The sequence below is a fragment of the Rhodococcoides fascians NBRC 12155 = LMG 3623 genome (assembly GCF_001894785.1).
GTDB classification, from domain to species: domain Bacteria; phylum Actinomycetota; class Actinomycetes; order Mycobacteriales; family Mycobacteriaceae; genus Rhodococcoides; species Rhodococcoides fascians.
In genome coordinates this window covers 50,026-63,307 of the sequence record NZ_BCWW01000002.1, presented here as the reverse complement: position 1 = coordinate 63,307, position 13,282 = coordinate 50,026, and the positions used below count along the sequence as shown (strand labels likewise).

General features: G+C 64.4%; 11 protein-coding genes. 7 read left to right on the top strand and 4 right to left on the bottom strand.

From position 1 onward, the window contains the following. Positions 1-33: 33 nt before the first annotated feature. Positions 34-1,203: a hypothetical protein gene (locus RFA01S_RS06330; protein ID WP_230597480.1), complete on the bottom strand. Its 1,170-nt coding sequence runs from the start codon at positions 1,201-1,203 to the stop codon at positions 34-36. Between the two features lie 149 nt (positions 1,204-1,352). On the opposite strand from RFA01S_RS06330, the gene RFA01S_RS06325 reads away from it, so the two are divergent. From RFA01S_RS06325 to RFA01S_RS06300, 6 genes are all read left to right on the top strand, one after another. After that, entirely contained in the window at positions 1,353-2,273 is a 921-nt protein-coding gene (locus tag RFA01S_RS06325; protein ID WP_236253901.1) for a dienelactone hydrolase family protein, read from the top strand. 185 nt (positions 2,274-2,458) lie between these two features. Then, a complete protein-coding gene (locus RFA01S_RS06320; RefSeq protein WP_048317892.1) occupies positions 2,459-3,409 on the top strand; it encodes a carbohydrate ABC transporter permease in 951 nt (316 codons plus the stop codon). A gap of 5 nt (positions 3,410-3,414) precedes the next feature. Continuing rightward, positions 3,415-4,296 (top strand): carbohydrate ABC transporter permease, encoded by an 882-nt coding sequence (locus RFA01S_RS06315; RefSeq protein ID WP_027495325.1) that lies wholly within the window; start codon positions 3,415-3,417, stop codon positions 4,294-4,296. A gap of 26 nt (positions 4,297-4,322) precedes the next feature. Further along, a complete protein-coding gene (locus RFA01S_RS06310) occupies positions 4,323-5,645 on the top strand; it encodes an ABC transporter substrate-binding protein (protein WP_032406205.1) in 1,323 nt (440 codons plus the stop codon). Between the two features lie 13 nt (positions 5,646-5,658). Further along, a complete protein-coding gene (locus RFA01S_RS06305) occupies positions 5,659-6,819 on the top strand; it encodes an enolase C-terminal domain-like protein (RefSeq protein WP_027495323.1) in 1,161 nt (386 codons plus the stop codon). A gap of 63 nt (positions 6,820-6,882) precedes the next feature. Further along, complete coding sequence (locus RFA01S_RS06300; protein ID WP_027495322.1) at positions 6,883-7,680, top strand: IclR family transcriptional regulator; 798 nt, start codon at positions 6,883-6,885, stop codon at positions 7,678-7,680. An 83-nt stretch (positions 7,681-7,763) separates the two neighbouring features. On the opposite strand, the gene RFA01S_RS06295 is transcribed toward RFA01S_RS06300, so the two are convergent. The 3 genes from RFA01S_RS06295 to RFA01S_RS06285 form a co-directional block, all read right to left on the bottom strand. After that, complete coding sequence (locus RFA01S_RS06295; protein ID WP_032369519.1) at positions 7,764-8,963, bottom strand: L-talarate/galactarate dehydratase; 1,200 nt, start codon at positions 8,961-8,963, stop codon at positions 7,764-7,766. Positions 8,964-9,035: 72 nt separating this feature from the next. Beyond that, positions 9,036-9,989: a 2-hydroxyacid dehydrogenase gene (locus RFA01S_RS06290; protein ID WP_027495320.1), complete on the bottom strand. Its 954-nt coding sequence runs from the start codon at positions 9,987-9,989 to the stop codon at positions 9,036-9,038. A 29-nt stretch (positions 9,990-10,018) separates the two neighbouring features. Continuing rightward, positions 10,019-11,365 (bottom strand): enolase C-terminal domain-like protein, encoded by a 1,347-nt coding sequence (locus RFA01S_RS06285; RefSeq protein WP_027495319.1) that lies wholly within the window; start codon positions 11,363-11,365, stop codon positions 10,019-10,021. A gap of 288 nt (positions 11,366-11,653) precedes the next feature. Between RFA01S_RS06285 and RFA01S_RS06280 the strand changes: the two genes are divergently transcribed. Further along, positions 11,654-13,252 carry an aldehyde dehydrogenase (NADP(+)) gene (locus tag RFA01S_RS06280; RefSeq protein ID WP_032406036.1) on the top strand — a complete coding sequence of 533 codons (1,599 nt, stop codon included), beginning with the start codon at positions 11,654-11,656 and terminating at the stop codon, positions 13,250-13,252. Positions 13,253-13,282: the final 30 nt, after the last annotated feature.

Here is a 13,282-nt window from a genome sequence, read left to right as displayed (position 1 = left end):
AGGCCGGTCGAGTGGAGCACCCGTTGTCGACCCCTACGAATACGTTGTGACGATCGACCCCAGCGCATCGAGCTGGGGTCGATTGACGAGACCGAGGTGATAGAGGTGCAGCTCGTTCGCCCCCGCGTCGAGGGTCGCGGCCACATGCGCAGCGACCTCGTCCAGCTTCTTCGGCGGCAGTACCGATACGTAGGCACCGACGTCCACCCCGTCGCCGACGGCCGCGCGGGTTGCCTGCACCACCGACACCGTCTCGGCCGTTCCCGGCCAGGCCGACACGAGCACCGCATCGACATCGGCGGGCGCGGAGGCGGTCAACGCAGGCGAAGGCCCGGTCTTCCATGGATCCGGGTGACCGTGCAGCGTCACGCGTGCCGACGGCGCCTGTTCACGCACGGCGGCAAGCACTTCCGCGCGAAGGTGATCGGCGTCGGCGTGCCGGACGGCGAGCACCGCGTCGATCTCGTCGGCGGCCAACACGTCCGTGATCGCCGCACCGGCAGGCAAGGTTCCGGCCGACAGGGCGTCGACACCGTCGCGCAGCTTGTGCGTCACCTTCCCCGAGTCGACGCCTCGTTCGCTCCAGGCGTCGAGCTCGCGCTGTGTGCAGCTGATCGACATCAGCGTGTCGCCGATGCCAGGGAACGCGCCGTCCGTCTTCTCGTGTGGTCCGACATGAGCGAAGCCCAGCTGCCCGCAGGCCTCGACGGACACCCCGTGTACTTCGACGCCGCGGATCGCTTCGGCCGCGAGCGTGGCGCTGTAACGCACGATGTCGGGATGCCCTGGTGCGAGGGCATAGCGATAGGCATCTCCGAAACAGTTGACGACGGTCGCCTCGGGATGGGCGTGGCCGAGAATTGTGCTGTGTGTCAGCACGATCCACGCGTTCACCAGGAATCCGGCCTCCCGCAGCACACCCGCTGCCTCGCCGAACGCGTCCTCGGCACCGCCCCAGGCGGCCGTCCGCGCAGTGATCGTGTGCCCGGCCCAAGCGTCGGGACGAACCGGTCGATACAGCGCTGCGTGGTGGGCGTCGACCACTTTGTGCTGCGGATGCAGCGGGGTTGCCGCTCTGGTGGAGTGGTACGTCGCGGCAAGCGAGATCTCGTGCACCCCGAGTGTGTTGGCGCGTTCGACGAAATGCGGATCGCCCAGGACGTCCCAGGGGTAGGCGTGCGCGACGATGCGGTCGACGGTCATGAAGATCATCCTTCGATGGCTGATTTGTTCGATAGAGAGAACTGAGTTCACACATGGGAACACAATTCGAGCCCAACTGTCCACGATTCACGCGACGAGCAGAGATCCGGCGAGCCCTGGGGGCATTCGACGATCCTTCGCGTCCGCACGTGACCCGCGGTCGGACCTGGACACGCGATGGCATCTCCGGCGTGGAGCTGAACTGGGATGACACGTCCGCATGGCTGCTGACGCCCCCGGACGCAAAGACTCCACTGCCCGCGATCCTGCTCATGCACGGTCACGACGGGATGAAGTTCTACGGCAAGGAGAAGGTGGCAGAGGGCCCTGACGGCATGGCACCCGACCTCGAGGAGTTGCGCAGGCGCGGATACGGCGGCAGCGCGCCCGCCGCCCGTCTGGTTGCAGCGGGTTTCGCAGTCCTGGTCCACGACGTGTTCCCGTGGGGCAGTCGCCGGGTGCCGTGGGAGGACCTCCCCGAGCGGGCTCGACGTGCCGGTGCCCAACTGGAAGGGCTGCCGAGATACGAGGCCGCCGCACGCGAGCACGAGCACGGACTCGCAAAAATGGCAGCGCTACGGGGCAGTTCATTGGCCGGGCAGGTGCTGAGCGAGGACCTGATCGCGCTGCAGGTAATGACGGAGTGCCCCGAGGTGGACGCACACCGCATCGCCACTGCCGGCTTCTCCGGTGGCGGAGTGCGCGTCGCACATCTACTGGCGTGCAGCGATCGCCTGCGGGCAGGAGTGATTACGGCATCGATGAGCACGTTCGCCGATATCGCGAACGGTCACGCGGACGACACCACCTGGTTGATGATCACCCCGGGCCTGCCTGCGGTGTGCGACTGGCCGGAGATCGCCGGGGCAGCAGCCCCGACCCCATTGTTGGTCCAATTCGCTGAGCTGGACTCCCATTTCGGCATCCCCGGCATGCGCGACGCCGAGGCATCATTGCGCCGCGACTACGGAGAATCGGAAACACTGTTCACACAATGGTTTTCGGAACCGCATCGATTCACCACGACCATGCAGGACGCGGCGGCCGGCTGGTTGAGCCTGCACGTGTGACCGGGAATGCTTGACAGCGCTTGTGACTGCCGTCATAGTTGGTCCAGAAATTCACATAGAAGACGCTCGTTCAGATATGTGAACAGACAAAACTTGCACGACCCGGCTCACTCAGGGTCGGAAGACATCCCGCCAGACCCGCTCGCCGGCTTTCCATCCGGCCCCGAACGCTTCGGAGCGTCCCCATGGTCACCACCACACCACCCCGGTCGGGAGGTACCCGCGCGTCCAGCGCGGCCATCCCTCCCGTTCGACCGAAACGCAAGCGCCGCATCTCGGCCCCGTACATCCTGATCGCGCCCGTCGTCATCCTGCTGGCAGTGTTCATCTTCTACCCGGTCGGCAGCGTCTTCTACTACAGCCTGCAGTTCTACAACCCGACGACGCCGTGGGACAACGGCTTTGCGGGCCTGGAGAACTTCAAGCTGATGTTCGCCGACGACCTGTTCTGGAACAGCCTCGTCGTCACCGCCAAGTGGGTGGGCGTGCAGGTCGTGTTCCAGCTGATCCTCGGCCTCGGACTGGCCCTGCTGGTCAACGAGGTGTTCCGCGGACGCGGCCTGGCCCGTGCCCTGGTGTTCTCTCCCTGGGCCGTCTCCGGGGTGCTCACCACCGGCATCTGGCTGCTCATCTACAACCCGTCGACGGGATTGTTCAAACTGCTGGGCAACATGGGCATCGGCGACGGTACCGCCGCGCCGATCGCCGATCCGGACACCGCGTTCTGGGCCACCAGCGTTGCCGAGCTCTGGCGCGGAGTTCCGTTCTTCGCCATTCTCATCCTGGCCGAACTGCAGAGTGCGCCCAAGGATCTGTACGAGGCCGCGAACGTGGACGGCGCGAACCGCTGGCAACGCTTCCGGTTCGTGACGCTGCCACACCTCAAAGCCGTGATTATTCTGTCCACCCTGCTGCGCGGGGTCTGGGAGTTCAACAACGTCGATCTTCTCTACACCCTCACTGCGGGCGGACCGGCCGACGTGACAACCACGTTGCCGCTCTACGTCTCTCAGCTCGCAACCACCGCGCAGGACTTCGGGTACGGATCGGCTCTGACCACCGTGGCCTTCGTGATCCTGCTCTTCTGCTCGATCCTCTACTTGCGCCTCAGCAAATTCAACAGCGATAAGGCCTGACGCACATGACCACTACCGCAGACCGTCCCGTCGTGACCACTCCGCCGCAGGACCACTCCGAGAAGGTGCGCGTGCATCGCGCAAAGCCCCGCGTGTTCAGCGTCGGCCTTCCGTTGGCCGTCTACCTGCTCTTCACCCTCGTCCCGTTCTACTGGATGATCGTCTTCGCGTTCCGGCCTGCCGGGTCCAATTCGATGCTCCCCTGGCCTATCACGCTCGACCATTTCGACACCGTCTGGAACACCCTCGGCTTCAGCTTCTTCTTCAAGAACAGCCTCATCGTGGCCGGCCTGTCTCTCGTGCTCACCACCTTCGTCGCGCTGGCGACCGGCTATGCGTTGGCACGCTTCAAATTCCGCGCCAAGATTCCCCTCGTGATGGCTCTGCTGTGCAGCCAGTTCGTCCCCGGCGCGATGCTGCTCATTCCGCTGTTCCAGGTTTTCCGCGAAATGGGCCTGGTGAACAACCTCTTCGGTCTCATCGTCGCCGATACCGTCTTCCAACTACCACTTGCAGCAATGCTGATGGCAGGCTTCATCTCTCAGATCCCCGTCGAACTCGAAGAGGCCGCGATGGTCGATGGCTGCTCGCGTCTGAAAGCCTTCCGAATCATCATGCTCCCGCTTCTGCGGCCCGGGTTGATCGCCGTCGGTTCCTTCGCATTCATCGGCAGCTGGAACAACTTCCTGTTCGGTCTGATGTTCATCAGTAGCCAGGACAAGTTCACTCTCCCAGTCGGTTTGAGCTACACGATCGGCTCCTACAACGTCGACTTCGGCGTCCTCGCGGCCGGCGGTCTGATCGCCGCAGTGCCCGTGGTCGCGGTCTTCGCCGTCATCCAGAAGTACCTCGTCCAAGGCCTCAGCGCCGGTGCGGTGAAGGGCTGATCATGACGTACGGAAAGAGAATCGACATGAATCGACGCACCCTGCTGCGCACCACCCTCGTCGGTGCGGTGGCCACGCTCGTGCTGGCATCCTGCAGTTCCGAGACCTCCCTGCCCGACGGTGCCCTCGGCGATCCGAACAGCGGAACCCTCACGTTCTGGGACAACAACGCCGGGCCTGATCGAACCCCGTTGTACGAGGAACTGATTCGACGCTTCGAGAACATCAACCCAGGCATCGACATCGAATACGTCGGTCTACCGTCCGACAGTGCCCAGCAGAAGTATCAGACAGCCCTCGCCGGTGGGTCGGCTCCCGATCTGGGCATCGTATCCACCGCGTACCTCGCACCGCTCGTTGCCCAGAGTGCCGTGATTCCGCTCGACGACTTCATGGCAGCCTTTCCGCAGAAGGACCAGTACGACCCGAAGATCATCGAGTCGGCGATGGAGTCCGGAGGCGGCGAGAACCTGTACGGTCTGCCGTTCACCAGTAACAACGCCACGCTGTGGTACCGAGCCGACTGGTTCGCGGAGGCCGGCATCGAGCCACCGGATACCTGGGACGAATTCTACGAAGCCGCAGACGAACTGACCGACAAGTCCGCGGGTCGTTACGGGTTCACCATCCGAGGCGGTGCCGGCTCGATCTACCCGTTGTTGCAGCACATGTTCGCCACCACCGGCATCGACAACTTCTTCGACGGTAGCGAATCCACCGTCAACCGGCCCGAGATGGTGGACGCCATCGAACGTTTTGCGGCCCTCTACGACGTCGACACACCTACCGCCGACGTCAACAACGGTTTTCCACAGATGGTCGCCAGCTTCGGCGGTGGTTCGGTTGCGATGATGCAGCACAACCTCGGATCACTGAGCAACCACCGCAAGGCACTCGGCGACAAAGTCGGTGCCGTTGCGCTTCCACTCGCGGACAACGGCGTCCGCACGGTGATGACCGATCCGTTCCCCTCCTACACAGTGTTCAAGAGTAGCCAGCACCAGGCAGCGGCCTGGAAGTTCCTCGAGTTCATGACCTCGCCGGATTCGCAGGCCTATTGGAACGAGAACGTCGGCCAAATCCCGGTCAATGCCACCGCCAGATCCGCACCGTCCTTCCAGACGATGCCATCGGTCCAGGCGGCCCAGTCCGCCCTCGACGATCCGAAGACCGTGCTGGTCACCCCGCCGGACTATCTACCCGATTTCGGAAAGATCGTGCAGGTTCAGATGCTCGGGCAGTGGCAGAAGGTGCTCATCGGACAGCTCAGCGCCCAGGATTTCGCCGACGACTTCGCCGAGAAGCTCAACCGTTCCAAGGCCAAATACGATGCCCGACAGGGTAAATAGGGGTTCCACTACTATGTCCAGCGTCATCACCGAGATTGCCGTCCAGGTCTTCAAGACCGAGGCCCGTACCGCCGTCGACTCCTACGGACATCGACACCCCGGACCGTCGATACCCACAACCCAGGCTTTGCTGCGCATCACCGATTCCGACGGAGTCAGCGGGCACGTGCTGGGCAAGACCAACTATCTGCGTGAAGATCAAGTGGAGCAGCACTTTCGGCCGGTGCTGATCGGTACCGACCCGCTGCATCGCGAGGAGATGGATCGCAAGTTCGCGATTCGACAACGCACCAGGGCCGTCGAGCTTCCCGAACACACCTGCAGCTACCTCGATCAGGCCCTGTGGGATCTGGCCGGCAACCGATTCGACACCCCGGTGTGGAAGCTGCTGGGCGGAGCCCGAAGTGAAGTCAAGGCCTACGCGAGCACCATGTGCGGAGACACCATCGAGGGCGGCCTTTCGAGTCCCCAGGAGTACGCGGATTTTGCTGTTGCACTGAAGAATCAGGGCTATCAGGGAATCAAACTGCACACCTGGATGCCACCCCTGGAGGGGGCTCCGAACCTGACTCGGGACATCGAGGCCTGCGCCGCGGTACGAGATGCCGTCGGGCCCGGGTTTTCGTTGATGCTCGACGGCTATCACTGGTACTCCCGCACCGACGCTCTCAAGCTCGGCCGCGAACTCGATGCGCTGAAGTTCGATTGGTTCGAGGAGCCCATGGACGAATTCTCGATGCGCTCCTACAAGTGGCTGGCGGATCAGATCGCCACACCCGTCATCGGTCCCGAAACCACACCAGGTCGGCATCGTTCGCGAGCGGACTGGATTGCGAGCGATGCCTGCGACATCCTGCGCGTCGGTGCGATGAACGGCGGCGGCATCACGCCTGCACTCAAGACGGTGCACATGGCCGACGGCTTCGGACTCGACTGCGAGATCCACGGCAACGGCGCACCCAACCTCGCGCTCGTCGGCGGTGCTCCGAACATCCAGTGGTACGAGCGCGGCCTGCTGCATCCGCTGGTGGACTACGACTGGGTGCCGCCGCATCTGAAGTCCATCGTCGATCCGATCGACGCGAACGGGATGGTCCAGATGCCCACCCGCCCGGGCCTGGGCGAGGACATCGACCTCGAGTACATCTCGAACAATCTGGTCGCCGAGTACTGATGTCCGTCCACAAAATTCGTGTCCGCGTATGAGCCGTCGTTCATCATGGGGGACACTGTCTCCATGGTGAACGATGTCACGGCAACAGCTGCGCCGGAGAGCCAGCCGGTGAAGTCCGCCGAACGCACGATCCACATCCTCGAGACCCTGGCCGCGTCTCCCGCCCGCATGAGTCTCGGCGAGCTCCAGGAGGCCTGCGGGTATCCGCGGTCGAGTCTGCATGCACTGCTCAGGACGCTGAAAGACCTCCGCTGGATCGAGGCCGACGAATCCGGTTCGCGATATGGCATCGGGACTCACGCGCTACTCACGGGCACGTCCTACCTGGACAAGGATTCCGTCGTCGGTCGGGCCGCAGCGGTACTGGAGACGTTGCGCTCGGACGTCCGGCACACCGTCCACTTCGCCCGGCGCGACGAGGATTGCGTCATCTACCTCGCCAGCCGCGGTTCCAAGCTCGAGGTGCGGCGCATGCACCGTGTCGGACGCAAGCTGCCGTGCCACGTCACCGCCCTCGGCCAAGCACTGCTCGCCGAACTCACGACCGACGAGGTGACACAGCTGCTGCCGAAGAAACTCGAGCGGTACACCGAGAACACCATCGTCGACCGTGATGCCCTGATCGCCGAACTCGCGCAGGTTCGCCGCCGCGGCTGGTCACTGGAGCAGGAGCAGGGCACCCCCGGCGTCGTCTGCATCGCGACCGTGGTGCCGTACCGAATTCCGGCCACCGACGCACTCAGCGTCTCCATGCCTGCCGAAGTCGCGTCGTACCCGGGCGAACTCGAACGCATCGCGGGCGTCCTCACCGACCATGCTGCGGCCTGGGCCCGAGAACTGCGAGCCGAGGGAGTGCGGTAAAGCCGCTTCGCGGCACGTGCGCGGAACTTCGTAGCAGGGGTCGAGTTTCCGCGCACGTCAGCGCTCCACGTCTGGGCTCCACGTCAGCGCACCACTGCCTTCGCCACCGTCCAGGCCCGGCCCTGCTCGCTCAATGTGAATCCCAGCCCCGGGCGAGCGGACAGGTGCATCCGGCCGTCCCGCGTCTCGAGGTGCTCGTCGAACAATGGGTCCAACCAGTCGAAGTGCTCCACCCAGGTCTGCAGTGGGTACACCGCTGCGAGGTGCAGATGAATCTCCATCGCAAAGTGCGGGGCGAGCTGCACGTTGTGGTGTTCGGCCAGCCCGGCCAATTTCAGGAACTGGGTGATGCCGCCGATGCGGGGTGCGTCGGGCTGCAGGATGTCGACCGCGCCGGCCTCGAGGAGACGGACATGCTCGCCGACGCTGGCCAGCATCTCCCCCGTCGCAATGGAGGTGTCGAAATTCCTGGCCAGCATCGCATGCCCCTCGGCGTCGTAGGCATCGAGCGGTTCTTCGATCCAGACGAGGTCGAACTGCTCGAGGATGCGGCACATGCGGTTCGCCGTCGGACGATCCCACTGTTGATTCGCGTCGACCATCAGCGGGACGTCGTCACCGAGAAACTCGCGTACCGCGGTGACGCGGGAGATGTCGGTGCGCCAATCAGGTTGGCCCACCTTCAGTTTGATACCGCCGATTCCGTTCGCGAGCGACCCGGCCGCGTTGTCCATGACCTCCTCGATCGGAGTATGCAGAAATCCACCGGAGGTGTTGTACGTCTGCACCGAATCGCGGGACGCGCCGATCAGCTTCGCCAGCGGTAACCCGGCGCGCTTGGCTTTGAGATCCCACAGGGCAATATCGATCGCAGCGATGGCCTGTGTCGCAACGCCACTGCGGCCGACCGACGCTCCGGCCCACACCAACTTGGTCCAGACCTTGCCGATATCGTTCGGGTCCTCACCGATGAGCACCGGCGCGATCTCCTGGGCGTGCGCGAACTGGGCAGGCCCACCCGCCCGCTTCGAATAGCTGAAACCGATTCCCTCATGGCCCTGTTCGGTACGGATCTCGACGAACAGAAACACCACCTCGGTCATCGCCTTCTGTCGACCGGTGAGAACCTTGGCGTCGCTGATCGGATTGCGCAGCGGCAGCACGATCGAGGACAGCGTCACCTCGGAGATGCTGTCGACGGACGCGTCACCGGATGCGAGGGCCCGAATCGCCGCATCGGGCGCGGTGAGTCCGCTCGAGGGCTTGTCGATGTACGTTGTCATCTCACATCTCCTGTGTTTGCGAAGGGCGTTGCCTCACAGCCTAATTCGGGTTCCTTACGCGTCCAACACAATTCAGCGGGCCATCGATACGGCAAGTGCATTGATGTTCGACGCGATGTCGGCGACCCGGCCGACGAACGTGTGATGCGTGACGCCCGACGAGTGCGGCGTCATCAGCACGTTCTCCAGCTCGCGGAACGGCAGGGAACTGGGCTCACCACGCCCGTCCGGCCCCGGGTAGCTGTACCAGACATCGATGGCGGCGGCGGCAATCTCGTTGCGAGACAGAGCGTCGAACAGTGGTTGTTCCTGAATCAGCGGGCCTCGACCGACGTTGACGACTATCCCTCCGCTTCCCAGCCTGCGCAGTTCCTCGGCACCGATCATGCCGCGGGTGTGCTCGTTCAGCGGTGCGGAAACCACGAGTACATCGGCGAACTCGGCAAGCTTTCCCAAATCCTTTGCATCCGAAACCCATTCGAGCCCCTCGTCCGAAGCCCGACCGCTCCCGGTGACGGCAGCACCGGTTGCCCCGTATGCCCGAAAAAGCTGCCAGGTCTGCCGGCCGATATGTCCGAACCCGACGAACCCGATCCGCGCACCGCTCAGCGACAACGGCTGCGGGATGGTCGGGTCGTACACGGACGTGGCAAACAATCCCGAGCGGAGGGCGCGGTCTTGCTCCAGGAACTTTCGTCGCAACATCACCGTTGCCGCGACGACGTATTCGGCAATCGACTGCTCGTGGTGAAAGGTGTTGCACACCTGCACATCGGGCCGCATTCCGGATCGATCCACGTTGTCGGTACCGGCGCCGGCAACGTGAACCATCCGCAGCCTCGGGGCAGCCGCGCCCATGGCCGCACTGAACTTGCCGCCGACATAGACGTCGGCGTCGTGGAGATGGGCGATCACGTCCTGCTCGTCGAAGGGAACGCTCCACACCACCTCGGCGTTCGCCGGTAGACCCGCCTCGAACTGCTCGCGATGCGGCACGACGTTGCGGTCACCGACGACGATCTTCATCGACGCACCAGAACTTTTCGAACCAGAACTCATCGAACGAGGGCCGGGCGCTTGCTGTCGAATGTCCAGCCCTCGATCAGGTACTGCATGCCGATGGCGTCGTCTCGGGCACCCAGTCCTTCCTTCTGGTACAGCTCGTGCGCCGCATCGATCTGCTCGAAGTCGAGTTCGACACCCAGACCCGGCTTGTCGGGCACCGTGAGGTAGCCATCCTCGATCGTGAACGGCTCCTTGGTCACTCGCTGCCCGTCCTGCCAGATCCAGTGGGTGTCGATGGCGGTGATGTTCCCGGGAGCTGCAGCAGCGACGTGCGTGAACATCGCCAGGGAGACGTCGAAGTGGTTGTTGGAGTGCGATCCCCACGTCAAGCCCCACGCGTCGCAGAGCTGCGCGACGCGCACGGACCCGGCCATCGTCCAGAAGTGTGGATCGGCCAGCGGGATGTCCACGGCACCGGACCGGACGGTGTGGCCCATCTCGCGCCAGTCCGTCGCGATCATGTTGGTCGCGGTCTGTAACCCGGTGGCCCGCTTGAACTCCGTCATCACCTCGCGGCCCGAGAAACCACCCTCGGGGCCGACGGGATCCTCGGCGTACGCCAGCACGTCACGCAGCCCTCGGCAGGTCTCGATCGCATCCTTCAGCAACCAGCCGCCGTTGGGATCCAACGTGATTCGCGCCTCGGGAAAGCGCTCGGCCAGAGCACGAACAGCGGCGGCCTCCTCGGCTGCCGGCAGTGCACCACCCTTGAGCTTGAAATCTTGGAAGCCGTAGCGTGCCTGCGCAGCCTCGGCGAGGCGCACGATCGACTCCGGATCCATCGCCTCCTCGTGCCTGATCCGCAGCCAGTCGTCGGCTCCGGCCGCCTCGTCGGCGCTGCTCCGGTATGCGAGATCGGTCTTGTTGCGATCGGCGACGAAGAACAGGTAGCCCAGCGCCTGCACCTTCTCGCGCTGCTGTCCTTCGCCCAGCAACGCCGCGACGCTGACGCCGAGATGCTGACCGAGCAGATCCAACAACGCCGATTCCACTGCCGTTACCGCATGAATGGCGATCCGCAGATCGAACGTCTGCGCGCCGCGGCCACCGGCATCACGATCTGCGAACGCGCGACGCATGGCGGCCAGCACCGCGTTGTACCGGCCGATGTTCTGCCCCTCGACCAGCACGCGCGCGTCTTCGAGCGTCTGCCGAATCGGCTCCCCGCCCGGCACTTCGCCGACGCCGGTGCGCCCGTCCGAGTCGGTGAGCACCACCAGATTGCGGGTGAAATACGGCGCGTGCGCGCCGCTGAGGTTCAGCAACATGTCGTCGTGACCGGCAATGGGAATGACACGCATTTCGGCGACGACGGGGGTGCTGGTGTGGACGACCATGCCCGACCTTTCTCGCATACCTCTGGTGATTCGGCTCACAGACGACAGTAGGGCCAGCTATCGATTCCCGTCCAACACCATCTGCGCATCGACTGATGCAGTCGAGGTATCGAGGATCGGCATCCACGCTCGAGTAGACGGTCAGCCAGGCGATACCGAGACTGCATCAAACACAACATTTTTAGACTTGGACATGTATCGATCCAGCTCCTACCGTGGTGAGTTATGAGCCAGGTCACGGCCTCGGCGTCACTGCACGTACCGCACCACAGCCTTAGGAGTCACCCCATGACAGCGTCGACGACACAGTCCACCGACCTCACCGGTCGGATGATCATCGCCGGCGTTCCGGTTTTCGGTGCCGGGACGCAGATTCACGGAATCGATCCCGGTACCGGAGAGAATCTCGAACCCGCTTACGGCCACGGCGACGACTCGGATGTCGAGCGGGCCTGTGCCGCAGCGGCCGACGCCTTCGCCGACTACCGCGCTACCTCGTCGGACACTCGCGCACGGTTTCTCGAGACCATCGCCGACAACATCGCGGCCCTGGGCGACACGCTCATCGAGCGTACGGTCGCCGAGTCCGGTCTGCCGCTGGCACGCATCACCGGCGAGGTCGGCCGCACCACCGGTCAACTCCGTCTGTTCGCTTCGGTTCTGCGCGAGGGCAGTTGGAACGGAGCCCGCATCGATCCGGCCCAGCCCGAGCGCAGCCCGCTGCCGCGGGCGGACATCCGCCAGCGCAAGATCCCCCTCGGGCCGGTTGCCGTGTTCGGTGCCAGCAACTTCCCCCTCGCCTTCTCCGTCGCAGGCGGCGACACCGCGTCCGCCCTCGCTGCCGGCTGCCCGGTGATCGTCAAGGCACACGACGCCCATCCAGGAACGTCCGAGCTGGTCGCCCGCGCCATCACCGACGCGGTTGTCTCCACCGGAATGCCCTCCGGCACATTCTCGTTGCTCTTCGGCTCCGGTCGCGGACTCGGCACCGCTCTGGTGACCGACCCTCGCATCAAGGCCGTCGGATTCACCGGATCGCGTTCGGGTGGAACAGCTCTCGTCGCCGCGGCGGCGGGTCGCCGTGAGCCCATCCCGGTGTACGCCGAGATGAGTTCCATCAATCCGGTGTTCGTCATGGACGGTGCACTCGCCACCCGTGGAGCCGAATTGGGCCGCGCGTTCGTCGCATCGCTGACGATGGGCTCGGGTCAGTTCTGCACCAACCCCGGTCTGGTCATTGCCGTCGACGGCCCGGGCTTGCAGTCGTTCATCGACGCCGCTGCCGCCGCCGTGCAAGAATCCGCTCCCTCCACGATGCTGACGCCGAACATCGCCTCGAGCTACGCCGAGGGTGTGCGAACACTGTCCGACGCGGTGACGGTGGTAGCGCGGGGATCCGACACCGACGCCCCGAATGCGTGCCGCGCAGCGCTGTTCGACACCGATGCGGACACGTTCCTCACCTCGGAGGCAGCGCAGGCCGAGGTGTTCGGCGCGTCGAGCCTCGTCGTGCGCTGTGCAGATTCCCAGCAGGTTCGGCAGGTGGCGGCACAGCTCGAAGGTCAGCTCACCGCCACCATTCATGCCGACGAATCCGATCATTCCGAGGCCGGAAAGCTGCTCTCGGTGCTCGAACTCAAGGCCGGCCGGATCCTGTTCGACGGATGGCCCACCGGAGTCGAGGTCGGCCATGCCATGGTGCACGGCGGGCCGTTCCCCGCGACCTCGGACTCCCGCACCACGTCGGTCGGATCGCTCGCGATCGAACGCTTCCTGCGCCCGGTCGCGTACCAGGACGTACCGAAATCGTTGTTGCCCAACGCCATCGCAGACGGAAATCCGGACGGCATCTTCCGCCGCATCGACGGCCAGCTCACCCAAGACTGACACACCCCACCTAGTTCTCGAGGAGACCCC

Bases quoted from the DNA above. Each gene is read 5' to 3' on its own strand.
- RFA01S_RS06330 (WP_230597480.1), bottom strand. From the start codon at position 1,203: ATGACCGTCGACCGCATCGTCGCGCACGCCTACCCCTGGGACGTCCTG.
- RFA01S_RS06320 (WP_048317892.1), top strand. From the start codon at position 2,459: ATGGTCACCACCACACCACCCCGGTCGGGAGGTACCCGCGCGTCCAGC.
- RFA01S_RS06315 (WP_027495325.1), top strand. From the start codon at position 3,415: ATGACCACTACCGCAGACCGTCCCGTCGTGACCACTCCGCCGCAGGAC.
- RFA01S_RS06310 (WP_032406205.1), top strand. From the start codon at position 4,323: ATGAATCGACGCACCCTGCTGCGCACCACCCTCGTCGGTGCGGTGGCC.
- RFA01S_RS06305 (WP_027495323.1), top strand. From the start codon at position 5,659: ATGTCCAGCGTCATCACCGAGATTGCCGTCCAGGTCTTCAAGACCGAG.
- RFA01S_RS06300 (WP_027495322.1), top strand. From the start codon at position 6,883: ATGGTGAACGATGTCACGGCAACAGCTGCGCCGGAGAGCCAGCCGGTG.
- RFA01S_RS06295 (WP_032369519.1), bottom strand. From the start codon at position 8,963: ATGACAACGTACATCGACAAGCCCTCGAGCGGACTCACCGCGCCCGAT.
- RFA01S_RS06290 (WP_027495320.1), bottom strand. From the start codon at position 9,989: ATGAAGATCGTCGTCGGTGACCGCAACGTCGTGCCGCATCGCGAGCAG.
- RFA01S_RS06285 (WP_027495319.1), bottom strand. From the start codon at position 11,365: ATGGTCGTCCACACCAGCACCCCCGTCGTCGCCGAAATGCGTGTCATT.
- RFA01S_RS06280 (WP_032406036.1), top strand. From the start codon at position 11,654: ATGACAGCGTCGACGACACAGTCCACCGACCTCACCGGTCGGATGATC.